Origin of the sequence: Variovorax sp. 22077 (assembly GCF_052044195.1) — a bacterium.
In the GTDB taxonomy this organism is placed as follows: domain Bacteria; phylum Pseudomonadota; class Gammaproteobacteria; order Burkholderiales; family Burkholderiaceae_C; genus Variovorax; species Variovorax atrisoli.
In genome coordinates this window covers 49,852-74,483 of the sequence record NZ_JBQEQC010000030.1, presented here as the reverse complement: position 1 = coordinate 74,483, position 24,632 = coordinate 49,852, and the positions used below count along the sequence as shown (strand labels likewise).

21 protein-coding genes and 8 tRNA genes are annotated in these 24,632 nt (G+C 65.6%); 7 read left to right on the top strand and 22 right to left on the bottom strand.

What is annotated here, in order from left to right:
- Window positions 1–127: 127 nt before the first annotated feature.
- From ACTJLF_RS30890 to ACTJLF_RS30875, 4 genes are read right to left on the bottom strand one after another with little or no spacing between them, the layout of a single operon-like run.
- The gene (locus ACTJLF_RS30890; RefSeq protein ID WP_354415579.1) at window positions 128–478 is read right to left on the bottom strand and encodes a hypothetical protein; all 351 of its coding nucleotides are present in this window, start codon (window positions 476–478) and stop codon (window positions 128–130) included.
- Window positions 479–502: 24 nt separating this feature from the next.
- On the bottom strand, window positions 503–1,330 hold the full coding sequence (locus ACTJLF_RS30885; RefSeq protein ID WP_440884574.1) for a MetQ/NlpA family ABC transporter substrate-binding protein: 828 nt from the start codon (window positions 1,328–1,330) through the stop codon (window positions 503–505).
- Window positions 1,331–1,364: 34 nt separating this feature from the next.
- A complete protein-coding gene (locus tag ACTJLF_RS30880) occupies window positions 1,365–2,027 on the bottom strand; it encodes a methionine ABC transporter permease (RefSeq protein ID WP_019658244.1) in 663 nt (220 codons plus the stop codon).
- On the bottom strand, window positions 2,020–2,892 hold the full coding sequence (locus ACTJLF_RS30875; protein WP_019658243.1) for a methionine ABC transporter ATP-binding protein: 873 nt from the start codon (window positions 2,890–2,892) through the stop codon (window positions 2,020–2,022). The genes ACTJLF_RS30880 and ACTJLF_RS30875 overlap by 8 nt, the downstream gene beginning before the upstream one ends.
- Window positions 2,893–3,142: 250 nt before the next feature.
- On the opposite strand from ACTJLF_RS30875, the gene ACTJLF_RS30870 reads away from it, so the two are divergent.
- The 6 genes from ACTJLF_RS30870 to ACTJLF_RS30845 all read left to right on the top strand — a co-directional run bounded on the left by ACTJLF_RS30870 (window position 3,143) and on the right by ACTJLF_RS30845 (window position 9,872).
- Window positions 3,143–3,955: a MetQ/NlpA family ABC transporter substrate-binding protein gene (locus ACTJLF_RS30870; RefSeq protein ID WP_440884573.1), complete on the top strand. Its 813-nt coding sequence runs from the start codon at window positions 3,143–3,145 to the stop codon at window positions 3,953–3,955.
- A gap of 190 nt (window positions 3,956–4,145) precedes the next feature.
- Window positions 4,146–5,250, top strand: a protein-coding gene (gene prfB / locus ACTJLF_RS30865) for a peptide chain release factor 2 (RefSeq protein ID WP_099047499.1) whose coding sequence is annotated in 2 segments (ribosomal slippage) — window positions 4,146–4,226 and window positions 4,228–5,250 — 1,104 coding nt in all. Because the reading frame shifts where the segments join, the coding sequence is not laid out codon by codon here.
- Between the two features lie 5 nt (window positions 5,251–5,255).
- Complete coding sequence (locus ACTJLF_RS30860; protein ID WP_440884572.1) at window positions 5,256–5,951, top strand: HAD family hydrolase; 696 nt, start codon at window positions 5,256–5,258, stop codon at window positions 5,949–5,951.
- Window positions 5,938–8,631 carry an aminopeptidase N gene (gene pepN / locus ACTJLF_RS30855; RefSeq protein ID WP_132756294.1) on the top strand — a complete coding sequence of 898 codons (2,694 nt, stop codon included), beginning with the start codon at window positions 5,938–5,940 and terminating at the stop codon, window positions 8,629–8,631. The genes ACTJLF_RS30860 and pepN overlap by 14 nt, the downstream gene beginning before the upstream one ends.
- 130 nt (window positions 8,632–8,761) lie before the next feature.
- Window positions 8,762–9,772 (top strand): class 1 fructose-bisphosphatase, encoded by a 1,011-nt coding sequence (locus ACTJLF_RS30850; RefSeq protein ID WP_019658239.1) that lies wholly within the window; start codon window positions 8,762–8,764, stop codon window positions 9,770–9,772.
- A gap of 24 nt (window positions 9,773–9,796) precedes the next feature.
- A tRNA-Thr gene (locus ACTJLF_RS30845) sits at window positions 9,797–9,872 on the top strand.
- 197 nt (window positions 9,873–10,069) lie between these two features.
- Here the strand turns inward: ACTJLF_RS30845 and ACTJLF_RS30840 are convergent.
- The 18 genes from ACTJLF_RS30840 to ACTJLF_RS30755 form a co-directional block, all read right to left on the bottom strand.
- Entirely contained in the window at window positions 10,070–10,552 is a 483-nt protein-coding gene (locus ACTJLF_RS30840) for an Hcp family type VI secretion system effector (protein WP_126183392.1), read from the bottom strand.
- Between the two features lie 368 nt (window positions 10,553–10,920).
- Window positions 10,921–11,631: an SIR2 family NAD-dependent protein deacylase gene (locus ACTJLF_RS30835; RefSeq protein ID WP_440884571.1), complete on the bottom strand. Its 711-nt coding sequence runs from the start codon at window positions 11,629–11,631 to the stop codon at window positions 10,921–10,923.
- Window positions 11,632–11,668: 37 nt separating this feature from the next.
- Window positions 11,669–11,745: transfer RNA gene (locus tag ACTJLF_RS30830), tRNA-Asn, on the bottom strand.
- A 22-nt stretch (window positions 11,746–11,767) separates the two neighbouring features.
- Window positions 11,768–11,841, bottom strand: a tRNA-Arg gene (locus ACTJLF_RS30825).
- Window positions 11,842–11,979: 138 nt separating this feature from the next.
- A tRNA-Asp gene (locus ACTJLF_RS30820) sits at window positions 11,980–12,055 on the bottom strand.
- A 21-nt stretch (window positions 12,056–12,076) separates the two neighbouring features.
- A tRNA-Gln gene (locus ACTJLF_RS30815) sits at window positions 12,077–12,152 on the bottom strand.
- A 12-nt stretch (window positions 12,153–12,164) separates the two neighbouring features.
- Window positions 12,165–12,240: transfer RNA gene (locus tag ACTJLF_RS30810), tRNA-Trp, on the bottom strand.
- Between the two features lie 25 nt (window positions 12,241–12,265).
- Window positions 12,266–12,343 (bottom strand) — tRNA-Pro (locus ACTJLF_RS30805).
- A 6-nt stretch (window positions 12,344–12,349) separates the two neighbouring features.
- Window positions 12,350–12,426 (bottom strand) — tRNA-Leu (locus ACTJLF_RS30800).
- Between the two features lie 172 nt (window positions 12,427–12,598).
- The gene (locus ACTJLF_RS30795) at window positions 12,599–12,808 is read right to left on the bottom strand and encodes a hypothetical protein (protein WP_440884570.1); all 210 of its coding nucleotides are present in this window, start codon (window positions 12,806–12,808) and stop codon (window positions 12,599–12,601) included.
- 227 nt (window positions 12,809–13,035) lie between these two features.
- Window positions 13,036–13,239 carry a hypothetical protein gene (locus ACTJLF_RS30790; protein WP_440884569.1) on the bottom strand — a complete coding sequence of 68 codons (204 nt, stop codon included), beginning with the start codon at window positions 13,237–13,239 and terminating at the stop codon, window positions 13,036–13,038.
- 129 nt (window positions 13,240–13,368) lie between these two features.
- Window positions 13,369–13,707, bottom strand: coding sequence for a hypothetical protein (locus ACTJLF_RS30785; protein WP_440884568.1), 339 nt, complete (start codon window positions 13,705–13,707; stop codon window positions 13,369–13,371).
- Entirely contained in the window at window positions 13,704–14,168 is a 465-nt protein-coding gene (locus ACTJLF_RS30780; RefSeq protein ID WP_440884567.1) for a hypothetical protein, read from the bottom strand. Before ACTJLF_RS30780 ends, ACTJLF_RS30785 begins: the two co-directional genes overlap by 4 nt.
- A gap of 12 nt (window positions 14,169–14,180) precedes the next feature.
- Entirely contained in the window at window positions 14,181–18,605 is a 4,425-nt protein-coding gene (locus ACTJLF_RS30775; protein WP_440884566.1) for an RHS repeat-associated core domain-containing protein, read from the bottom strand.
- Window positions 18,606–18,611: 6 nt separating this feature from the next.
- Window positions 18,612–19,055, bottom strand: a complete 444-nt coding sequence (locus ACTJLF_RS30770; RefSeq protein WP_440884565.1) for a DcrB-related protein — start codon at window positions 19,053–19,055, stop codon at window positions 18,612–18,614.
- Between the two features lie 35 nt (window positions 19,056–19,090).
- Window positions 19,091–19,537: a hypothetical protein gene (locus ACTJLF_RS30765; RefSeq protein ID WP_440884564.1), complete on the bottom strand. Its 447-nt coding sequence runs from the start codon at window positions 19,535–19,537 to the stop codon at window positions 19,091–19,093.
- Window positions 19,538–19,540: 3 nt separating this feature from the next.
- Complete coding sequence (locus ACTJLF_RS30760; RefSeq protein WP_440884563.1) at window positions 19,541–22,714, bottom strand: type VI secretion system Vgr family protein; 3,174 nt, start codon at window positions 22,712–22,714, stop codon at window positions 19,541–19,543.
- A gap of 75 nt (window positions 22,715–22,789) precedes the next feature.
- A complete protein-coding gene (locus ACTJLF_RS30755; protein WP_019658228.1) occupies window positions 22,790–23,272 on the bottom strand; it encodes an Hcp family type VI secretion system effector in 483 nt (160 codons plus the stop codon).
- A 397-nt stretch (window positions 23,273–23,669) separates the two neighbouring features.
- Between ACTJLF_RS30755 and ACTJLF_RS30750 the strand changes: the two genes are divergently transcribed.
- Window positions 23,670–24,623 (top strand): phosphate acetyltransferase, encoded by a 954-nt coding sequence (locus tag ACTJLF_RS30750; protein WP_440884562.1) that lies wholly within the window; start codon window positions 23,670–23,672, stop codon window positions 24,621–24,623.
- Window positions 24,624–24,632 lie beyond the last annotated feature (9 nt).

Below are 24,632 nucleotides of genomic sequence, written 5' to 3'. Positions count from 1 at the left end.
ACCGAACGGGCTCCCTTCAGCGCTACGGGAGCGGATGAACAATATCAGGAGGAGGGCCGCAGGCCCCGGGGGACATTCGCGGAGGGGAGTACCCGGCGGCCTGGGCACGCGCCCCGGACCGCCCGCCTCACTCTTCGTCGGCGTCGTTTCCAGTGAGGGCCAGGACTTCCTCGACGAAGGCCTCGAACAGCGGCAGCGAGGCCGGCAATCCTTCGAGAGATTCGGCTTCACCCGCATCGAAGAAATGCTGCTTGCCGGCAGGAATGGAAGCCCACTCACCAGCCTCCAGGAGCAGCCCCAGATAACCGTCCGGAGTCGGAACATAGAACAGCCCCGCGCTATCAAGCACGCGCTGCCCCTTCTTCTTGCCGCGCCCCCAGCTCACGCCCTGCCCGGCCAGGTGTTCGGTGATCCAGCCGTCGCACACATGCGTGTCGCGCCAGCTTCCCTGAGCATCGAATACGGCCAGAACGGGCATGGGGAGCCTTTCTTGAAAGGAGGATTACTGCAGGAAGCTGGGCTTGGCGTAGCCCTGGAACTTGCTGTCGACCACCGCCTTGAACTCCTTCGAGCGGTAGGCATCGGCGATGTCCTTGGCCCACTGGGTGTTCTTGTCGGCGGTCTTCACGGCGACCACATTCAGGTAGTAGTCGGGCGTCTTTTCGAGCACCACGGCTTCGGTGAGCTTCAGGCCCGAGGAGATCGCGAAGTTGCCGTTGACGATGGCGTACTCGGTATCGCCGAGCGAGCGCGGCAGTTGGGCGGCTTCGAGCGGAATGAACTTCAGCTTCTTCGGGTTCTCGGCCACGTCCTTCTCGGTGGCGCGCAGCGGATCGATGCCGGTCTTCAGAGTGAGCAGCTTGTTCTGCTCCAGCAGCACCAGCGCGCGGGCCAGGTTGCTCGGGTCGTTCGGCAGCGTCACGCGATCGCCTTCCTTCACGTCGGCCAGCGTCTTGCGCTTGGTCGAGTACACGCCCATCGGCGCGATCGGGCCCTGCACCAGTTCGGCGAGGTCGAGCTTCTGGTCAGCCGCAAACTTCTTCAGGTAGACCTGATGCTGGAAGAAGTTGGCGTCGAGCGAGCCCTGGGCCAGCGCGAGGTTGGGCTGGACGTAGTCGTTGAACTCGACCAGCTTCACCTTGTAGCCCTTCTTCTCGAGGATGGGCACGATGCCCTGCTTGAGCTGGTCGGCGTTGGAGCCGGCGGTGCCGCCGATCACCAGGTTCTTCTTGGCGAGGTCTTGCGCATGGGCCTGCAGCGAGAGGCCGCCCAGCGAAAGGGCTGCCAGCGACAGGGCGAGAACGGAACGGCGCAGGAAAACGGTCTTCATGAGATTGGAAAAACGAGAGAGGAAGAAAGAAAGATCAACGCTTGTCGAGCCTGCGTGCCGTGGCGTTGCCGGCGAATTGCAGGATCTGTACCAGCACGACGAGCAGCGCCACGGTGAGCACCATCACGTCGGTCTGGAAACGGTAGTAGCCGTAGCGGATGGCCAGGTCGCCGATGCCGCCGCCGCCCACCACGCCGGCCACGGCCGAATAGGAAAGGAAGCTCACGGCCAGCACGGTCAGCGCCAGCACCAGGCCGGAGCGGGCCTCGACCAGGAGCACGCGCCAGACGATCTGGAGCTCGGTCGCGCCCATGGCGTGTGCCGCCTCGATCACGCCGCGCGGCACTTCGCGCAGGCACTGGTCGACCAGCCGCGCCAGGTAGGGAATGGCCGCGAACGACAGCGGCACCGCGGCCGCCAGCGGCCCGATCGAGGTGCCCGCGATCACCCGCGTGAACGGCACCAGCGCCACCAGCAGGATGATGAAGGGGAACGAGCGCACCGTGTTCACCAGCCAGTTGAGCACCAGGAACGCCGGCTTGTTCTCCAGCGACTGGCCCGGCCCCAGCAGGAACAGCAGGATGCCCAGCGGACCGCCGATCAGCACGGCCGCCGACAGGCCGATGGCCAGCATCAGGAAGGTCTGGCCGGTGGCGACCCAGAGCTCCGGGAGGATGGGAGCGATGTTCTCAAACATAGGCCAGCTCCTGCGCGCCCGCCTGGGCGGACGGTTGCGCCGCGCGGGATTCGCGCGCATCGCGCTCGCGGCGGCGCACCAGCTCGTCGATCTCGCGGCCCAGCGCGGTCTTGCGTTCTGCCTCGCCGGCCGCATCGACCGCGAACTGCTCCACCAGCCGACCCTTTTCAAGAATGGCCACGTTGCGGCACAGCACCTCGACCACCGACAGCTCGTGCGTGACGATCACGATGGTCACGCCGATCTTCTGGTTGATGTCGCGCAGCGTCTCCAGCAGGGAGCGCGTGGTTTCGGAGTCGAGCGCCGAGGTGGGCTCGTCGCACAGCAGCACCTGCGGGCGCGGCGCCAGCGCGCGGGCGATGGCCACGCGCTGCTTCTGGCCGCCGGAGAGCTGGGCCGGGTAGGTGTCGATCTTCTCCGCCAGGCCGACCAGGGCCAGGCACTCGCGCACGCGCGCGTCGATTTCGGCCTTGGAGTGGCGGCCGTGGATCTTCAGCGGGAAGGCCACGTTGTCGAACACCGTGGCGTTCTGCAGCAGGTTGAACTGCTGGAAGATCATGCCGATGTTCTGGCGCGTGTCGCGCAGCTCGCTGCGCGAGAGCGTGGTGAGGTCGCGACCGCCGACGAAGACGCGGCCCGCGTCGGGCCGCTCCAGCAGGTTGATGAGGCGCAGCAGCGTGGACTTGCCGGCGCCGCTCTTGCCGATCAGGCCGAACACGTCGCCCTGCTGGATGTCGAGCGACAGCGACTGCACGGCGTCGAACACCTCGCCGTTGGGCAAGGCGAAGGATTTCTGCACCGATTGGAGACGGATGACTGGCGCCGCGTGATCGCCGCGGCCCTGGTCAGGCGTAGGGTGGGTCATGGAGAAGAAGCGCGGCCCGCGCGGGTGGCGCAGGTCGCGAGGTTCGCAGAAAGGTGCCGAGTATGAAAAGAAACGCAGCGAAAGGGAACGAACAAATCGGCGCTTGCTTATGCACCAAAGCGCATAAGGGCACCCCCTACACCGCTTTCCGTCGCCATATGGGCCATATGGATATGAGCATTGGTTCGTTCCCTTCGGCATCGGGCAATGCCACATTCGCGCCTTCGTTTTTTTCGATTCGCGCAAGCACATGCATACCAATTTCCGCCGCCGCACCTTCGCCCTCGCCACCCTGGCAGCCGCCCTCTTCGCAGGCTCCGGCGCATTCGCGCAGGACAAGAACTCGATCAAGGTCGGCGTCTCCGTCGGCAACGGCGAGCAGATCTTCGAGGTGGTCAAGAAGGTCGCCGCCAAGGACGGCCTGAACATCCAGGTCGTGGTGTTCAACGACTACCAGCTGCCCAATGCCGCCCTGGCCTCGGGCGACCTCGACGCCAATGCCTTCCAGCACCAGCCCTTCCTGGACAACCAGAACAAGGCGCGCGGCTTCGACATCGTGCCCGTGGGCCTGACCATCACCGCGCCGCTGGGCTTCTACTCGCGCAAGATCAAGTCCATCGACCAGCTGCCCGACGGCGCCTCGGTCGGCATCCAGAACGACCCGTCCAACGGCAACCGCGCCCTGCTGCTGCTTCAGTCGGCAGGCCTCATCACGCTGAAGCCCGAGGCGGTGAAGAACAACAACGCCACCCCGCTGGACGTGGTGACCAACCCCAAGAAGCTGAAGCTGGTGGCCCTCGACGCCGCCCAGCTGCCGCGCTCGCTGGACGACCTGACCATCGCCTCCATCAACAACGACTACGCCGAGAAGGCCGGCCTGTCGCTGAACAAGGACGCGGTGATCAAGGAATCGCCCAAGAGCCCCTACGCCAACCTGATCGCGGTGCGCCGCGCCGACAAGGACAAGCCCTGGGCCAAGCGCCTCGTGGCGGCCTACCAGTCGCCGGAGGTGAAGAGCTTCATCGAGACGCAGTTCAAGGGATCGCTGGTTCCGGCGTTCTGAATCCGGTCTTTCTCCCTCCCCCGCTGGGGGAGGGCCGGGGTGGGGGCAAGCGGCGCTCGCATGGAACGCTCTGCCCGCCCCCATCCGCCCTTCCCCCAGAGAGGGAAAGGAGCAATACGGTGCCCTCCTCGGCGGAACACCGGAGCATGAGAAAATGCCCGGTTTCCCCCGAACACAGTCAGGACACCCCATGGACGCAGAACAGATCAACCAAATCGGCGCGATGCTCGCGGACCTGAGCGCCCGGACGGTCGATTTACGGAGGTATCTTTGACTACGATGCCAAAGCCGAACGCCTGAGGACGGTCAACGCATCGCTCGAAGATCCCAACGTCTGGAACGACCCGAAGAAGGCCCAGGAACTGGGCAAGGAAAAGAAGTCGCTCGACGACGTGGTCGTCACGCTCGACCGGCTCACCAGCGGCCTGGCCGACAACACCGAGCTCTACGAGATGTCGAAGGAAGACGGCGACATCGCCGGCCTGCAGGCCATCGCGGATGACGCCGCCGCGCTCGAAGCCGACATCAAGCAGCTCGAATTCCGCCGGATGTTCAACAACCCGGCCGACCCGCTGAACGCCTTCATCGACATCCAGGCCGGCGCCGGCGGCACCGAGGCCTGCGACTGGGCCAGCATGCTGCTGCGCCAGTACACGAAGTACGCCGAGCGCAAGGGCTTCAAGGCCCAGCTCGAGGACGAAACCCCCGGCGACACCGCCGGTATCAAGAGCGCCACCATCAAGGTCGAAGGCGACTACGCCTTCGGCCTGCTGCGCACCGAGACCGGCGTGCACCGCCTCGTGCGCAAGTCGCCCTTCGACTCCTCGGGCGGGCGCCACACCAGCTTCGCCAGCATCTTCGTCTACCCGGAGATCGACGACTCCATCGAGATCGAGATCAACCCGGCCGACGTGCGCACCGACACCTTCCGCGCGAGCGGTGCCGGCGGCCAGCACATCAACAAGACCGACTCGGCCGTGCGCCTGACGCACATCCCGACCGGCATCGTGGTGCAGTGCCAGGACGGCCGCAGCCAGCACAGCAACCGCGACGTGGCCTGGAAGCGCCTGCGCTCGCGCCTGTACGACCACGAGATGCGCAAGCGCCAGGAAGAACAGCAGAAGCTGGAAGACAGCAAGACCGACGTGGGCTGGGGCCACCAGATCCGCAGCTACGTGCTGGACAACAGCCGCATCAAGGACCTGCGCACCAACGTCGAGGTCTCGGCCACGCAGAAGGTGCTCGACGGCGACCTCGACGTGTTCATCGAGGCCTCCCTCAAGCAGGGCGTGTGATACCGATGAGCCTGCAAAGCCTGAAGGGTGGCAAGGTCGAAGCCTTCATCTTCGACATGGACGGCACCATGATCGACTCCATGCCCTGGCATGCGCGGTCGTGGGTCGAATTCGTGGCGCGCCACGGCCTGAAACTCGACGTGAGCGACATCCTCGCGCGCACCACGGGCCGCACCGGCGCCGAGTGCATGCGCGAACTGTTCCAGCGCGAGCTCTCCGACGAGGAGTGCCTGGCACTGGTGCACGAGAAGGAAGAGATCTACCGCGCGATGTTCAGCGACAACTTCACCGAGGTGGCGGGCTTCACGGCCTTCGCCAAGGCGGCGGTTGCACGCGGCTTGAAGGTGGCCGTCGGCACGGCCGGCGACCGGCACAACATCGAGTTCGCCATGTCGCGCCTGAAAATGGACCCGCTGCCGCTGGCCATCGTGGGCGGCGACGAGGGTTTCACCGGCAAGCCCACGCCCGCCATCTTCCTGGAAACCGCGCGCCGCATCGGCGTTGCACCCGAGCGCTGCATCGTCTTCGAGGACGCCCCCTTCGGCATCGAGGCTGCCCGCCGCGGCGGCATGCGCGCCGTGGCCGTATGCAGCACCCATACCGCAGCCGAGCTGGCGGGCCCTCATGTGATCGCCGCGGTTCGCGACTACGACGAACTCGCCCATTCGAAATTTCTGGAGACCCTCGATGCTGCTACGTGACGCACAAGGCCAACCGATCGCCATCCGCCGCGAAGACTACGCCGCTCCGGCCTACTGGATCGACACCGTCGACCTGACCTTCGACCTCGACCCCGCCAAGACCCGCGTGCTCAATCGCATGCAGATGCGCCGCAACCCCGATGTGCCGGTGCAGCCGCTGCGCCTGGACGGCGACGAGCTGAACCTGGCGCGCGTGCTGGTCAACGGCCAGGGCGCGTCGTTCCGCATGGAAGGCGACCAGCTCGTCATCGACGGGCTGCCCGATGCGTTCGAGCTCGAGATCTTCACCACCTGCTGCCCCATCAAGAACACCAAGCTGATGGGCCTGTTCGTGAGCGAGGACACCTTCTTCACGCAGTGCGAGGCCGAGGGCTTCCGCCGCATCACCTACTTCCTCGACCGTCCGGACGTGATGGCGAGCTACACCGTCACCCTGCGCGCCGCCAAGGCCGCGTACCCGGTGTTGCTGTCGAACGGCAACCTCGTCGAACAAGGCGAGCTGCCCGAGGGCCGCCACTTCGCGAAGTGGGTCGACCCGTTCAAGAAACCCAGCTACCTGTTCGCCCTGGTGGCGGGCAAGCTGGTGGCGCGCGAGCAGCGCATCAAGGCGCGCAGCGGCAAGGAACACCTGCTGCAGGTGTACGTGCGCGCCGGCGACCTCGACAAGACCGAGCACGCGATGAATTCGCTCATCAACTCGGTGCTGTGGGACGAGGCCCGCTTCGGCCTGCCGCTGGACCTCGACCGCTTCATGATCGTCGCCACCAGCGACTTCAACATGGGCGCCATGGAGAACAAGGGCCTGAACATCTTCAACACGAAGTACGTTCTGGCCAACCAGGCCACCGCCACCGACGCCGACTACAGCAACATCGAGAGCGTGGTCGGCCACGAGTACTTCCACAACTGGAGCGGCGACCGCGTGACCTGCCGCGACTGGTTCCAGCTCTCGCTGAAGGAAGGCCTCACCGTCTTCCGCGACCAGGAATTCAGCCAGGACCTGTGCGCCGACGCATCGGCACGCGCCGTCAAGCGCATCGAGGACGTGCGCGTGCTGCGCACCGCCCAGTTCCCCGAGGACGCAGGCCCCATGGCCCACCCGGTGCGGCCCGACAGCTACATCGAGATCAGCAACTTCTACACCGTCACCATCTACGAGAAGGGTGCCGAGGTGGTGCGCATGATGCAGACGCTGGTCGGCCGCAAGGGCTTCGAGAAGGGCATCACGCTCTACTTCGAGCGCCACGACGGCCAGGCCGTGACCTGCGACGACTTCGCGCAGGCGATCGCCGACGCCAACCCTGAATCGGAACTCGCACGCCTGCTGCCCCAGTTCAAGCGCTGGTACAGCCAGGCCGGCACGCCGCGCCTCGCCGCCCACGGCGTGTACGACGCGCAGAACCGCAGCTACACCCTGAGCGTGGTGCAGAGCTGCCCGCCCACGCCGGGCCAGCCGACCAAGGAGCCGTTCGTCATTCCGGTGAACATCGGCCTGCTCGACGCCAGCGGCCGCGAACTGCCGTTGCAGCTCGAAGGCGAAAGCGACGTGACGCGCGGCACCCGCACCCAGGTGCTGTCGCGCGCCGGCGAGCAGATCACCTTCGTGGGCCTCGACGCCGAGCCGGTGCCCTCCATCCTGCGCGGCTTCAGCGCACCGGTGATCCTCGACTTCGAGTACACCGACGCCCAGCTGCTGACCCTGCTGGCCAACGACCCCGATCCGTTCAACCGCTGGGAAGCCGGCCAGCGCCTTGGCCTGCGCGCCGCGCTGAACGGCATTGCCGCGCTGGCCACCGACACCACGCCGGTGCTGAACGAGGCGTACATCGACGCCATGCGCAGCGTGCTGCGCAACCCGCAGCTCGACGCCGCCTTCAAGGAACTGGTGCTCACGCTGCCGTCGGAAACCTACATCGCCGAGCAGCTCGACGTGGTCGATCCGCAGCGCGTGCACCTGGTGCGCGAAGCCATGCGCGCCCAGCTGGCCACCGCCCTCTTCGCCGACTGGCAATGGGCGTACGAGGAGAACCACGACACCGGCGCCTACAGCCCCGATCCGACCTCCTCGGGCCGCCGCGCGCTGGCGGGCATGGCGCTCAATTTCCTGTGCCTGGCGGCGCGCTCCTCGGGCGACGTCGTGTGGCCGGGCAAGACGCTGCAGCGCTTCAAGGACGCGGGCAACATGACCGACCGCTTCAACGCGCTCAACGCTTTGGTCGCGTCGGGCCACACGCTGGCGGCGCAGGCGCTCGCTCGCTTCCACGCCATCTTCAAGGACGAGGCGCTGGTCATCGACAAGTGGTTCTCGCTGCAGGCCGGCGCGCCCGACCGCGGCGGCGACATCCTGCCGCTGGTGAAGCAGCTGATGAAGCACCCCGACTTCTCGCTGAAGAACCCGAACCGCGCGCGCAGCGTGATCTTCAGCTACTGCAGCGCCAACCCCGGTGCCTTCCACCGCCCCGACGCGGCCGGCTACGTGTTCTGGAGCGAGCGCGTGATCGAGCTCGACGCCATCAACCCGCAGGTCGCCGCCCGCCTCGCACGCGCGCTCGACCGCTGGAGCAAGCTGGCCGAGCCGTACCGCAGCGCCGCGCGCGAAGCCATTGCCCGCGTGGCCGCCAAGCCCGACCTGAGCAAGGACACGCATGAAGTCGTGACCCGCGCCCTGGCAGGAAACTGAGCACACCCCCAGGCTGCGCGCACTTCGCGTCGATTCGCCCCCCCTTGCAGGGGGCAACACCTGCGGCCCGGCAAAGCCGGTTCCGCGGTGTTTCGCGAACAGACCCTCAACATTGCATAGGACAGATCCCATGGCCCAGAAGATTTCCCTCACCCGCTACCTCGTCGAACAGCAGCGCGCCGACGGCCTCATTCCCGGCCAGCTGCGCCTGCTGCTCGAAGTGGTCGCGCGCGCCTGCAAGAGCATCAGCCAGGCCGTCAACAAGGGCGCGCTGGGCGGCGTGCTCGGCACGGCCGAGAGCGAGAACGTGCAGGGCGAAATCCAGAAGAAGCTGGACATCATCGCCAACGAAGTGCTCATCGAGGCCAACGAATGGGGCGGCCATCTCGCGGCCATGGCCAGCGAGGAAATGGACAGCATCTACGTAGTGCCGAACCGCTACCCGCAGGGCGAGTACCTGCTCATGTTCGACCCGCTCGACGGCAGCAGCAACATCGACGTGAACGTCAGCATCGGCACCATCTTCAGCGTGCTGAAGAAGCCCGACGACCACCCCGGCGTGCAGGAAGCCGACTTCCTGCAGGCGGGCACCCAGCAGGTGGCCGCCGGCTACTGCATCTACGGCCCGCAGACCACCCTGGTGCTGACCGTGGGCAACGGCGTGGCCATGTTCACTCTCGACCGCGAACAGGGCAGCTTCGTGCTGACGCAGGAAGACATCCAGATCCCGCCCGACACCAAGGAATTCGCAATCAACATGAGCAACATGCGCCACTGGGACGAGCCCGTGAAGCGCTACATCGACGAATGCCTGGCCGGCAAGGAAGGCCCGCGCGGCAAGGACTTCAACATGCGCTGGATCGCCAGCATGGTGGCCGACGTGCACCGCATCCTGATGCGCGGCGGCGTCTTCATGTACCCGTGGGACAAGCGCGAGCCCGAAAAGGCCGGCAAGCTGCGCCTGATGTACGAAGCCAACCCAATGAGCTGGCTGGTCGAGCAGGCAGGCGGCGCGGCCACCAACGGCAAGCAGCGCATCCTGGATCTGCAGCCCACCAAACTGCACGAGCGCGTGAGCGTGATGTTGGGTTCTAGAAACGAAGTAGAGCGTTTGACGCAGTACCACGCCGAGAAGGCCTGATTTTTGGCTATAATCTGAGGCTTCGCCGGTGTAGCTCAGTCGGTAGAGCAGCTCATTCGTAATGAGAAGGTCGGGTGTTCGATTCATCTCTCCGGCACCAAATCAAAAGCCCCGCTATTTTTTCGATAGCGGGGCTTTTTGTTTGCGGCTCTGAAGCCTTCCAGACGATGGGCCCCTCAATGCGGGTTGCCCGCTCTTCCTGGAATTCGAATCAACGCACGAAAGTCGGTGCGACGGACCGCCTCCTGCGGCCCGATGAAACGGAAGCCTCGCGCTCCCGTTTCGCACAAGGAGGGTTCAGGCTTCCCTGTTTTCCTTGATGTTCCAGCCCAGCACCGTCTCGGCACCCTTGCCGCCCTTGTCGGTCTGTTCCCAGTACTGCTGCTTCACCTTCGCAGCCTGGAACGAGTACTGCACGAACACCGCATCGGAGCCCTGCTCGGCCGTGTACTGCACCGAGGTGACCAGCACTTCCTCGAGCGTCACGCGCGTGTATTCGATCTGCGAGCCGCCGGCCTTGCACACCGACACTTCCACCTTGCCCAGGTGCTTGCCGCTCGCGCAGTTCTTCAACACTGAGGGCGCCGCCTTGTCGATGCGCGCCAGCACCTGCAGGTCGTTGAAGCTGGCCTTGCCGACACCGCCTCCACCGCCGCTGACCATGTTGCCGGGCTGCGTGGCGCCCCATGCGAACGACTTGATGTCGGTCCACTCCTTGTGGTTCGAGTCCTTCGATTCGCCGTTCGCGCCCTCTACGCGCATGAACATGTCTACTGCCATGATTGATCGTTCCTTTGTTGTGGCGCCCCCTCCGGGCACCGTGGAGATTTGCCGCCACTGCAGCGGCAAGATTGAAATCCGGTCATGGCGGCACTCGTGTCGTGCCGCCTTCCGGGCCAACCGCCTGCGATGTTCGGACCGGACCGTGACAAGTGGATTGAATTCGGATGAATTCCTGTCCTGATCGCGCCATTTCTCACGAATCACTTTTCACGTGCCTCGAAGAGGCAATCAAAAAGGGTTAATCAGAAATCAGCCAGGGCGTTGCACCAGAGAACCAAAGCAGTTCATTCGCCCGCTTCTCGCCAAATGCAAAAGGCCCGCCATCGAAACGATGGCGGGCCCTTGATCGCAGGTGCTGGAAGAGGCTACGAGGACACCTCGCTCAACCACCTCGCGGCCAGCACCGGCACCAGTTCGGCTGCCCTGCCCTGCATGAAGGTGAAGCCTCGCGGCACCTCCTCCATGTCGAGTGCGACGAGCACCTTCTGCGCGCTGCGGTCCGCATACTGCACGAGCGATGCCGCCGGATAGACCGTGAGCGAGGTGCCGACGACAAGCACGCGTGCCGCAGTCGCCACGTGCTCTTCGGCCTCCTCGAAGTGCTGCACCGCTTCACCGAACCACACGATGTCGGGCCGCAGCTGGGTGCCGTCTTCACAGAGTTGTCCCATGGCAATGGGATCGCCATCGATGCGATAGCGCTTCGGCTCGGGCTCGGAGGTGCCACGCGCATAGGCAAGTTGCCCGTGCAGGTGCACCACGTTGCGCGACCCGGCACGCTCATGCAGCGCATCGACGTTCTGCGTGACGATCACGACTTCGTAGGCCTGCTCGAGCGACGCGATCGCCATGTGCGCCGCGTTGGGCTGCGCCTGCCACGCCTTCTCGCGCCGCTCGTTGTAGAAGGCCAGCACCGCCTCCGGGTGCTGCTGCCAGCCTTCGGGGCTCGCAAGCTCCTGCCAAGAGTAGCTGTTCCACAGGCCCTTGGCGTCGCGGAACGTAGGCAGGCCGCTCTCGGCACTCACACCGGAGCCCGAGAGCACGACGATCTTGTTCGGCTGGACCTGGGGTTTCATGCTTCGGTGCTCCTTCTGTGTGGCTGCCGTTGAATTGTGGCTCCCCGAACACGGATCGAACGTGTGACCTGCGCATTAACAGTGCGCCGCATCTACCAGCTGAGCTACCGGGGAAAAGTGGATTGAAGGATGTGGATGGAGGCGCGAAGCGGAGTCGAACCGGGCTGGACGGATTCGCAATCCGCGGCACTGTCGCCTTGCCATCACGCCGGAATCACGCCTGATGATGGCGTCGTTGGTGGATCGTCTTCGAGTCGAACGAAGTTTTCCCGAAGGAGACGGGGTTACAGCCCGCTGCAGTCGCCAGTGCTGCTCACGATCCATCGAAAGCAAAAGTCGTTTGACGAATGGCGTTCCGCAGGGGAATCGAACCCCTGGCTTCCTCCTGGACAGGGAGGCACTCTGGCCACTGAGTTAGCGGAACGAAAGAAGGAAAAGAGAAAGCTGGCAAGCCCTCAAGGATTCGAACCTTGGATCCCGGGATCAAAACCCGGTGCCTTGGACCACTAGGCGAAGGGCTGGCAAAAATCGGTTGGCGCGCGCGGAAGGATTCGAACCTTCAACCGTTGGGTTTGGAGTCCAGTGCTCTGCCAGTTGAGCTACACACGCACAAGAAAAAGCGAAAGAGAAAAGATGGTCTGAGTGGCAGGATTTGAACCTGCAGCCTCCTGCTTCCAAGGCAGGCCGTCTACCAGATTGACACTACACCCAGAAAAATTGGTGCCCCAGGGGAGACTCGAACTCCCAGAATTCCGCTTCTAAGGCGGACACGTCTACCAGTTGCGTCACCGGGGCTGAAAAGAAAACCATTGGCTGTTGCGAATTTTTAAGGAGCACTCACAAGGGCCGAACCTTGTGCGGGCAGCACGATCGCTGCTCGTGAACGAATGGCATGAAAACGAAGAGGCCCGGAACCTCGCGGTGTCCGGGCCTCTTCTGTTCGAGAGAGAGCTTGGGAGGTCTGCGCCTATGCGCGCCCTCCACCCGGTTGCACCTGATCCTGGTAATCGCACGGCCACAGATTGGCCTGCGGCATGGACGTCGGATACGGGAGTTGATTGAATTGCTGCTGCTGCAGCAGCGGCTGCAGGCCGAAGCCATCGTGCGAAGCGATGCGCACGAACACGTTGCCCGATGCGGGGCAAGTGCTGTAGATGCGGATCGTTGCGGCTTTCACGTTGGGTCCTGTTGGCGTTGAGTGGGATGGACTGTAAATAGTCTTTACACAATCGTCAACTGCTTGGACAAACTTTTTTCAAGCACCGTTGCTGCGAGCGGCGGACAGCGACGCCTTCAATGCGACGATGAGTGCCGCGTAGCCCTCCGCACTGTCTGTGGGCTTCAAAAAGGGCGTCCGCAACCAATGACGGCGGTGTAGGCGCCATGCGCTCATGGAGTTGAATGTCAGTCGCAGAACGCCGCGAGCCCCATGCCCTGCGCCTTCGCTTGGGTCAAGATCGCGTGCGTCGACTTGAAGGCCGCGATCTGCGCGTGTTGAGCGCCAGCTTCAGGGGCGTTGACGGTGAATACCTCGAGCATGGTCACGACCTGCTCGGCGCGCAGCAGCGAATCGTCGAAGTAGTCGAGGTTTACGCCTTCTGGGCACATCTGTCCAAGAGGGCTCCGATTGCGCGATGCGCATCCATATCAACAGAGCCCGCATGCTCAAGGCCACGGGGGTCTTTCGGCAAGTGCCGCAGGTCGGCTCGACGAAGTAGAGGTCCAGCATTCGGCACTCTATCGGGGCATCCGTTTCGCCAGTTCGGCGCAGGTCAGGTCCAGGCCATCGGCGTGCGTTGCCAACGGCACGCCAAGCTTGTTTTCCAGGCTCTCGAGCCACTGGAAGAAGCCGACGGTGTGCACTTCGTCGGCCTCGGTCATCTCGAAGATTCCGTTGCTCGCATGCGACCGCTGGACGATCTCGATGAGCGAGATGAACGACGCCAGATCCTTCGCGATGTCGGTGATGTCCAGCGCGCGTATAGCGCGGATCAGGCACAGCTCTTCCTGCAGCGGTATCACGGTCGGCTGCGCCGTCCAGTGCGCCAACAGTTTGCTGAGGGCCGTTGTGGTCATGGCACCACTGTGTACTTGAGATCCCTGTGCTTGACCTTGATTACCGAGTTCGTGAAGACGATCTCGTGACTAAGAAAGCCGTCCTCGAGCACCAGCATTTCATCGATGAGCCAATCGCCGTGGGACCGGTCGCCAGCGGGCCAATCGCTCTTGGTTTTCTCGACCGCATAGGACTGCACGTCGCGATAGTGCAGCGTGATGCGATTCCCATGCGCTCCGGCCAGTTGCATCTCGATGTCATTCGCCCGGAAGTCGCCGTCTTCGAACTCTCGTACGAGCAACTGCTCCAGCCTTGCATCGTGCGGGCATCGCTCGTCCCGATGCTCATAGTGCCACGCTGCACTCATGAATTCGAGAGCGTCCGTCGGCACCAGGCTGCTTACCTGCCGTACATAGGCCGGATAGGCGGAGCTATCCATGGAGTAGCCGTCGCTGGTTTCACTGAACTTGATGATTTTCATGGTGCTTGATGATCAACATCCTGAAAGCCCGCTCTTGCGCACGCGCTCCGAATACTCTCTGGCCGCTACGCGGCTGTTGGGTGTTCCCAGAGCAGGCAGTTTTCCTATCTTTCTCAATTCATCGACGGCGATGCCGTTCAGCACGTTGGATACCTTCGGCGTGACCTTCACTTCGGCGCCGACAGTACCGTGCTTGTTGAAGAAGCCGTCTGGCCCGTAGATGCCAGCTTCGGTCCCGTTGGGTTTGTACACGTGTATCTCGAAAGACGAACCAGTACTCGTGTTGAATCGGTCGATTCTTGCCCTGTAGCCATCGGGCAGGGACAAAGGTGCCTTGGGCGCCCAGCCCCACGGGTCGATCCACGACACAGGATTGGGCGCATAGCTCTGCAGATTGTTCCCGCCAGCAAGGCCGATGGGGTCCGGGCTGATGAAGCGGCCAATGTCGGGGTCATAGAAACGGAAGGTGTTGTAGTGCAGGCCGATGTCGCGGTCCAGGTACTGGCCCTGGAATCGCATGTTCTGCTCGATTCTTGGCAGTGCCTTGTTCGCAGGGGAGGCGGCGCGGCCGTCGAGCAAAGTGGACTCCCACTGCTCGGTCACAGCACCGCCCCACGTGCGATAGCTCGCTCGCCAGCATATCCGGCCGGCCTGATCCGTCAGTTCCTCAGGCAGGCCGGCCTGATCCGTGTGAAGGTGGAAGATGTTCGCAGGTGCAGCGGCACCAGCCTCGCCAGCGGCGGCATCGAGCCGCGCCAGCGGCATGTAACTGCCAGGCTCGTAAACGTGGCTCGTCACTTGCGAGCCGCGCCGCTCCTCGATCAGCCGCATCCCCTCCCAGACAAACCGCGTACTGCCGAACGCATCGTGCTTGGCCACGCGCCGCCCGATCGCGTCGTAGTCGAAGCGCGTGACCTGCGTGGTGGCTTCGGGCGTGCACGGCCGCCGCGTGGTGTGCACAGCCACGAGGCGGCTTTCGTCATCCCATTCGAAGCGCTGGTCGGTGTGCCTGCCCGACAGCTTGCGCACCAGCCGGCCGTGGCCGTCGTAGCTGTAGCGCTTGTCCTCGAACACGCGCACGAGGTTGTCGCGCACGTAGCCGGGCGCGGTTGATGCGTCGAGCAGGTTGCCTGCTGGGTCGTAGGCAAAGCGCTCGCTGTTGGCCGCGCTGCGCACGCTCTCTTCGATGCGGCCGGTGGCGTCGTATCTGTGCCCCGTCGTGCCCTGCAGCGAATGCCGGCTCTGCCGCAACTCACCCACGGGGTCGTAGCTGTATTCCTTCATCAGACCGTCGAGCAGGCGGGCCCCGGGGGTGCCCGTGGCGTCGATGGCCTGGCGCCAGCTCGGGTCTTGCGTAGTGAATGCCGAATCCAGTCCGCCGGGGCGACACCACGACGCGGCCCGCCGGCCCAGTGGGTCCAGCGCGAATCGGGTGTGCAGCGCACCCTGGCTGCGCGCCACTTCGCGGTGCAGGTCGTCGCGCTCGATGTCGCTGATGAGCTGGTGCACCTCGGGTGCATCGCCGTGCTGCTGCGACAAGTTGACCTGATGCAGGTGGCCGGAACCGTAGTACAGGTAGTTCAACGCACGCTGCACGCCCGGCTGCGACGCGATGGTGGGCAGCACGGTCTGCGTGCGGTTGCCGAGTTCGTCGTGCGTGTGGCGCAGGGTGTGGGTTTCGCCGCTGAGCTCGTCGACGGCCGTCTCTTCGATCAGCCGGCCCAGCTTGTCGTAGGCGAACACGGTGCGGTGCAGCACGCGTGCTTCGCCGTTGGTGCCGGGTTGTGGCGCCTCCAGCTTGATCGCCTCGGTCAGCCGGTCCAGTTGGTCGTAGCTGTAGCGGTAGTGGTGGCTCCCGGTGCGTTTCTCGACGAGGCGGCCCACGGCGTCGCGCAGCAGTTCGGTGCGCAGGGGGCCGGCCGGGCGATGCGGCTCGGCGCCATCTTGCAATGCGAGGTCGTCGTCGCCAATGCCCGGCACATGGGTGATGCACACCGGCCAGCCGTTGGCGTCGTATTCCACATGTACGCGCGTGCCGCCCACCCGCCGCTCTTCCACCACGCGGTCGGCGGCGTCTCGCACGAACTCGAAGTGCAGGCCGTTCTCGTTGACGAGCGCCTGCAGGCGCTGGGCGCTGTCGTAGTGCCACGCGATGCGGCGTCCCTCGGCGTCCTGTCGCACCAGTGGCTGGCCGCGCAGGCCGAGTGCGAATTGCGTGCTGCGGCTCAGCGCATCGGTGGCGGCGACGATGCGGCCGGCCGCATCTCGGCGGAACGACTGGTGGCTCAGGTCGGGCTGCGACACCGACAGCAGCCGCCCCATGGCGTCGTGCGTCAGCCGCGTGCGCTGGCCCATGGCATCGGTCACGGTCTGCAGGTGGCCCCAGCCGTCGTAGGTATAGCGCGTGGTCTTGCCGGAACAGTCGGTCAGCGAGACCAGCTGCGCGCATTCGTTCCAGGCCATGCGGTTGGTGCCGCCCTTGGCGTCGGTGACGACGATGGGCAGGCCGCGCCTGTCGTAGGCGTACTCGGTGGTGCAGCCAAGCGGGTCGGTCTCGCGCACCAAGTTGCCCTGGTCGCTGTAGGCGTAGGTCCAGGTGCTGCCGTCCGCCAGGGTCTGGCGCCAGGGCTCGCCGAGCTCGGTCCAGCCGGTGCTTTGCGTGCGGCCCAGCGCATCGGTGCGGCTGCTCATGAAGCCCATGGGGTCGTAGCTGCAGCGCGTGGTGGCGCCGCCGGGCTCGGTGATGGCGACGAGCTGGCGCAGATCGTTGTACTCCGCATGCCACTGGCGGCCGGCCGCGTCGATGTAGTCGGTGACCTGATGGTCGGACTTCCAGTGCCAGGCGAATTCGCGGCCGAGCTGGTCGACGACCAGTGTCTCGCCAAGGGCCAATTCGTCGTCCGCAGCAGGCGGCATGCGGCGCACGGTGTAGCTCTCGCCGTCGTTGGTCCAGTGGCGGACCACGTGCGCGTCGCCAGCCTCGCCGCGCCACTCGTAATGGCACTCCAGCCCCGCCGCGTCGGCATGGAAGCTCATGAGGCCTTGGGCCTCGTAGCCGAAGCGGCGCACCACCGCGCCGTTGCGGTCGGTCACGTCGATCAGGCGGCCTTCGGCGTCGTGCCTGTATGCCACCAGCAGGCCGGGCAGCTCGCCCGGTGCGCCAGCGGCCAGGCGCACTGCCGCCAGGCGGCGGCTGTCGCCCGGGTAGTCGAGCGCCAGCAGGCGCCCGGTGCTGTCGGTCAGCTCGGCCAGCCGGCCCAGCGCGTCGTGGCGCAGGTCGATGAAGTTGCCGTTGCGGTCTTCGAGCCGCACGAGCCTCAGCGTCTGCGCGCGCGCCGCGCCTTCAGCCGGCGGCTCGAACAGGAAGAAAAGCCCGCCCGGCACGTGGATGAAGTAGTGGCCGCCTTCGGTGCGGCACAGGTCGAGCCCGTCGCGCAGGCTGTACTGGCGCGTGCCGGGCTCGATGTCGGGCAGCACCATCGGCCGGCCCTGCTCGTCGATGAGCGTGACGACAGGCAGGCCTTCGTCGTCGCTGCCCAGCCGCAGTTCCATCGAATAGGGCAGGTTCCAGCCCTGCCCCAGCGGGCCGTCGCGGCGCAGGTCGTGGCTGCTGTAGAAGCGCTGCCATGCAATGGGCAGCGGCCCCGGCAGGCTGAAGTCGAGTTCGCTCTCGCCGCCCAGGAACTTGCCGCCGGTGGCCGCGTGCACCGGATTGCCGAAGGAGCTGACCATGCCGTGGATGCCCATGCCAAGCCCCACCGCCCCTTCGATCAGGCAAGGCAGCGCGTTCTTGCCCTGCCGCGCGAGCTTGGGCAGGCAGCGCAGGCCGCGGTAGATCATGACCACGTTGAAGATGGTCACCAGCACCTTGGAGATGAGCGGCACCTCGTCGGCCACATCGCGCACGCGCGCTGTCGGGCCGCCGATGAAGACCGTGGGCGCCCCGTCGCTCACCTTGGCGCCGCACTCGGTGTGGTCGTCCTTGCGCGAGGCCACGCCCATGTTGATGAACACGGTCTCCGCACCCTCGGCAAGAAGAATCTGCGGCGAGTCGTTCTTGCAACTCACCGTGTCCATGGGAGCATCAGGCGACGCCCGGGCCGCGCCCAGGGCCTTGCCGCCGATGAACACGTCCGACGATCCGCTGGTGATCATCCCGGTGACGGTGAGCGTCTCGGGCACCAGCGCATCGGCGATCGATTCGCCCAGGCTCGCACCGACGTAGCCGCCGGCCATGCGCGCGCCCACGACCACCGCGCCCGCCACCAGCGGCCCAGCGAGGCCGCCGGTGCCGACCACCGCGGCCGCCGCCACGCCCACTGCGAAGCCCACGGCGATGCCGCCGATCAGTCCGCCCGCGAACTTGGCCCAGAAGCGCGCATGCGCGTTGGTGTGGGCGATGGGGTCATGCAGCCGGGCAGCCGGTTTGCCGTCCATGGCGCCTCAGGCCCTCGGCTGGAAACTCTCGAGCACGCGCCGCCACAGCGCGATCGCCTCGGCATCGAAGGGCACGGGGCTGCTGGCCGTGAGGATCAGCACGCTCCTGCCGCCCGGGGCCTGCGGCAGCAGGAACACGGCCTGGCGCTGATGCAATGCCTGGCCGTTCTGCTTGAACTGGGTCACGAGCTCGATGGCATGCAGGCTCGCGATGGCCGGACCCACGGCGATGTCGGTGCGAGACACCTCCTTGAGCTGGCTCACCTGGCGCGTCAGGTCGTTCATCTGCCGCGTGACGAACTGCGCCAGGGTTTCCTGCGTTCGCAACGCGTCGCGGCTCACGATGAGCGTGGTGCCGGAGCCGTCGGGCATCGCGAGGACGTTCATCGAGCGGTCGATGCGGCCGTCTTCGGGGATGTCGAACTGGCCTTCCTGAACGTGGTACTTCATCGGGCTGCTTTCTTGCAGTGTTCCATGCGGGTGTTCTATACGGGATCGAAGGCCACGAAAGCCAGGCAGTCCGGGTTGCGCTCGGTGAAGCCGAAAGACAGCCGGCCCCACTCGGGCGTTGCCGTGAAAGTGGTCGCCTCGTCGAGCGAACGGCCGCGCGGCACGTCGGTGATCTCGAGCGCGGCGTAGTGCTGGCGCACTTCGCCCAGCGGCACGCAGCGCCCCTTCAGCTCCAGCACCAGAAACCCCTTGCTTGCGTCTTCGCGCTTGATGCGAAGGTCGATGCGCGCCAGCTCGGTGCCGTCCGCGAGGCGCACGGGCGAGCCTTCGAAGAACTGGAATACGTTGCCGCCAGCGGCAAGCGTGTCGCTGAGGGTGGTCGACAACGTGCGGCCCACGTTCTGCGTGGAGAACGGCAACTGCGCAGCCAGCGTATCGATGGTCTGCCAGAGCGTGAGGGTCGTCGTAGCTTGTGGATTCATGGTTCAGTGCTTGCCGGCATATTTCTTGTCATAGCCGTTGCCGTAGTACTGCGTGTACTGCTCGCCGGTGGTCGATGTGGTGAGCGTGCCGTAGTACTTGCCGGCCGCGGCCCTCGCAGCCTCGCGGGTGCCCCCCTTCGCCCAGATGTTGTAGGCATCGTTGAAGGCTTCCACATTTGCGGGGTTGGCCCCCTTGAGGATGTCGACCTTGGCCGCGCGCCAGACCTCGCGCCGCACCTGGATCTGATTCAGCGCAGCCTCACCCTCGGAACCGAGCATGCCGTTGACGTACGCGGCCTTCGAGGAAATATCGGGCTTGAAGCTGTACGAATACATCGCGTGCCCGACCTCGTGCGACAGCGACGCGGCAGTCTTGTACGGGTCTTTCTGATAGGCACCGTCGATCACGATCTTCTTGATGCCCGAATTGGTATTGGCATAGGTGCCCCCGCCCGCAGGCCCGTAGCTGATGGACCACTTGTCGCCCTGCAGGAACTTGAGCTGCCGCTGCAACGTGGGTGACCGCGCTGCAATCGCATCGACGCCCTTGCCGAGGCCGGTGGTCACATAGCCCGGCGGCGACGCCGCGGGCAGGGCATGCTCAGAGGCTTGCGCAGACGTGGCAGCGGCCGCGGGCGCCACTGGCACGTCCTCCTCCGCCACGGCTTCTTCGGCCTGGCTGCCGATCGGCGCATCGCAGTTCAGGAAGATCTTCCCGCCCCGCTGGTCCAGGTTGTCCGTGAAGTTGACCAGGCCCTTCACGCCGTTGATCTGCACCGTGCCGTCCGCCAGCAGGACGATCGACGACTTGCCGCAGATCAGCGAGATGCTGGTCTTGGCGGTGACGAACACGTCCTGCTCCGCCGCCTGGATCACCACCGACTTCTGCCCGGTGAGGTTCGCGTTGGCCGCGGTGGAGGTGACGGAGGCGTCGGTCTTCGACACCAGGTTGATCGCACCAGCGCCCGCATGCGAGACGATGTCGCCATCGGACACCACGTTGATCTGCCCGCCCTCGCTCACCTGCGTGAGCATGCCCTTGGCGGCGAGCTGCGTGAGCTGGGCGCCGGTGGTCATGGTCAGCGCCGAGACGGAGCGCATCGACACGCTCTGCCCCGAACTCACCACGATGGGCCGGGGGCTGATCATCGTCTGTCCCTCGGGGCTGACGATGGAGACCACGGGCTTGTCGATCTTGCGCGAGAGGTCGAGCATCTGCTGCGCGTCGGCCATGGCCGGGTCGGGATCGTCCGAGACGCCGGCCTCTGGCGATCCGCCTGCCGCCAGCGCCGCGACAGCCTGCGACATGCCGCCGAGCGACTGCACGCCCTGCACCAGCCCCGAGAGCGTCTGGTTCTTGCCCTGGGCCATCGCGCTCACGAGCGATTTGGTCGCGGCCACGGCCTGCCCAGCCGCCTGCATGAGCGCGTTGCTCTGCGCGAGCGTGGCGCCCATCTGCTCGTGGCCATCGGGGTTGTCGCGCGAGGTCTTCTGCGCGAAGTCCTGCGTGTAGGTGGTCAGCAGCAGGCCCTTGTCGGCGCGGATGGAGCCCCACTCGTTGGTGCGCAACTCGAAGCCGTAGCTGCGCTGCACGCCGGAGCCCTGGTTCATCAGGTAGCCCATGTGCAGGTGGGTGTTGCCGTGGTCGGTCGACAGCTCGATGTGCTCGGTGCCGCGGCTGTCCTCGAAGCGCAGCATGTGCTTGCCGCCGCCGCCCTTGCTCCAGTGGGTCTGGAAGCCGGTCTGGGTCTTGTGGCGCGGCAGCTCCCACGGCGGCATCTGCGCGGCGTTGTAGACGCAGCCTGTGACGATCGGATGGTCGGGGTCGCCGTTGAGGAAATCGACGATCACCTCCTGGCCGATGCGCGGGATGTGCATCGCGCCGTAGTTGCTGCCGGCCCAGGTCTGCGAGACGCGGATCCAGCACGAGGAGTTCTCGTCGCGCTTGCCGTAGCGGTCCCAGTGAAACTGCACCTTGATGCGGCCGTACTGGTCGGTGTGGATCTCCTCGCCCTCGGGGCCGACCACCACCGCGGTCTGCGGCCCGGTGGTGCGCGGCTTCGGCGTGACGCGTGCGGGGCGGTACGGCGCGCTGTCGGGCAGTACCTCGAAGCTCTGGCGATAGCTGGTGCTGCTGGTCGACTCGCTGTAGACCGCGTCCGCCGCGCCGACCACGCGCAGCGCGTTCTCCTGGAAGTCGTAGGTCACGGCCTCGATCAGGTAGCGGCGGTTCTCCTGCGCGTTGGGGTGGCGCGCCAGCTCGAACAGGTAGCCGGGCGCCATGTGGCGCAGGTTGCCCTCGGCGCTCACCAGTTCGCGGCGCCCCGCGAGCTGCTCCAGCCGCAGGCGTGCGTAGTTCTCGCCGTCGGCCAGCTCGGTGTAGCCGCCGGGCCAGTCGTAGATCTCGAAGCTGTCGCGGCTGTGGCCGGCCGGCTGCTGGCGTACGGTGTCGATCTCGGCGTTGGGCTTCCTGAAGTCGTAGTCGTCGGCCGCGAAGTTGCCCGATGCGATGTCCTCCGAATGGCTCCAGCTGTCGATGAAGTCCTGCTCGAGGATCTGCGCGGCGAGCACGCCCGCGTGATAAGGCACCCTCACCGGGCCGCTGGGCAGGTCGGTGTGCGAATCGGCGCCGTCGCACAGCACCAGCTGATGGCTGCCCTGCGCGTGCGAGAAGAAATAGTAGATGCCCTCCTGCTCCATGAGCCGGCTGGCGAAGTTGAAGTCGCTCTCCGAGTACTGCACGCAGTAGTCCCAGGTGCGGTAGTTGCCGCTCAGCCGTGCGTCGATGGCGAAGCCGTAGGGCGCGAGCACCTCCTGCAGGATCTGCGGTGCGGCCTTGAACTGGAATATCCTGAAATCGGAGCGGCGGGTGGCGTACCACAGCCAGGGGCGCAGCGTGGCCTCGTACACGCACATGTCGCCGTCGTCCTTGCCGATGTAGGCGAAGCGCGTGACCTGGCCGCTCAGGAAGCGGCTGCCGGCGCCGCCGAGTTCGGTGGCGAGGTTCACCTCGATGCTCATGTCCTCGCCCAGCATGCTGCGGGGCTGGATGTTGGGCATGTCGCTGATGAGCCGGACGCGGTGCTCGAACAGCGTGGAGATGCGCTCCTGTCCCGTCATCGAGCGGAACTTCAGGCGCTCGCCCAGCACGCTGTGGGCGATGAAACTGCGGGTCATTCCTGGAAAGCTCCCTGGTCAATGCGAGCCCGGCGCGTGCCGCGCGAGCGGCAAACCGGCCGGGCAAAAGAGAGCTCAGGCTTCCTTGTTTTCCTTGATGTTCCAGCCCAGCACCGTCTCGGCGCCCTTGCCGCCCTTGTCGGTCTGCTCCCAGTACTGCTGCTTCACCTTCGCAGCCTGGAACGAGTACTGCACGAACACCGCATCGGAGCCCTGCTCGGCCGTGTACTGCACCGAGGTGACCAGCACTTCCTCGAGCGTCACGCGCGTGTATTCGATCTGCGAGCCGCCGGCCTTGCACACCGACACTTCCACCTTGCCCAGGTGCTTGCCGCTCGCGCAGTTCTTCAACACTGAGGGCGCCGCCTTGTCGATGCGCGCCAGCACCTGCAGGTCGTTGAAGCTGGCCTTGCCGACACCGCCTCCACCGCCGCTGACCATGTTGCCGGGCTGCGTGGCGCCCCAGGCGAACGACTTGATGTCGGTCCACTCCTTGTGGTTCGAATCCTTCGATTCGCCGTTCGCGCCTTCGACGCGCATGAACATGTCTACTGCCATGAGATCAACTCCCTCGGAAATTGCGTGCCCGAACGGGGCACATTGGAACCAGCCGCCCTCCCTGCTGGAGGACGGCAACGAATCACATCCAGGCGGTGCCGGCACCGGTGACACAGCGGCGGCAGCCTTTTTCAAGCACGAGGCTTCAGCGCCCGCACCTTAATCGACGCCTCCCGGCGCGGCCAGTGCCAAACGACATGCGTAAAAAGAACTACCCGGGACCGGCGTCGAGGCGATCGACTCCGTCACCTATCGCCAACCGCGAGATGTGAAACAAGCGCATGTGACGCCGGCGGCATGAAACAGACCGCCGCTGCGCCGTTGGTTCCGGGGGACACATCCTGTACTGTTGCGGGCGAACCGTCCCCCCGGACCGCCCCATCCCTCAGGAACCCCAATGGCCTCTTCCACATCCGCTGCCCACCCGCACTACGACCGCCTGATCGCCGCCGCGCGCGGCCTGCCCTCGCTGCGGGTCGCGGTAGTGCATCCCGCCAACGCCGCATCGCTGGAAGCTGCACTGGCATCGGCGTCGCTGGGCCTGATCGTGCCGACGCTCGTGGGCCCGCGCGCGAAGATCGAGGCAGCCGCGCAAGAGGCGGGCATCGATCTGTCCAGGATCGAGATCGTCGCGGCGCCTCACAGCCATGCCGCGGCCGATGCGGCTGTGGCCATGGCGCTGCGCGGCGAGGTCGATGCTCTGATGAAGGGCAGCCTGCACACCGACGAACTGATGGGTGCCGTCGTGCGCCGTGAAGGCGGCCTGCGCACCTCGCGTCGCATCAGCCATTGCTTCGTGATGGACATCCCGGGCCACGCGCAGCCGCTGATCATTTCCGACGCGGCCATCAACATCGCGCCCACGCTCGAGGAGAAGGCCGACATCGTGCAGAACGCGATCGATCTTGCGCACGCGCTGCACATGCCGGCAGTGCGCGTCGCGATTCTTTCCGCGACGGAGACGGTCAACGCCAAGGTGCCTTCCACACTCGACGCCGCGGTGCTGTGCAAGATGGCCGATCGCGGCCAGATCACCGGCGCGGTGCTCGACGGCCCGCTCGCGATGGACAACGCCATCGACGCCGAGGCCGCGCGCATCAAGGGCATCGTCTCGCCGGTGGCGGGTCGCGCCAACGTGCTCATCGTGCCCGACCTCGACGCGGGCAACATGCTCGCGAAGAGCCTGACCTTCCTCGGCGGCGCTTATGCGGCGGGCATCGTGCTGGGCACGAAGGTGCCGGTGATCCTCACGAGCCGGGCCGACTCCGAACCGGCCCGGCTCGCCTCGTGCGCCGTCGCCTCCATGCTCGCGAAGGCAGGGCGCGACAAGCTCATCAAGGCGGTGGGCTGAGCCCCGGGG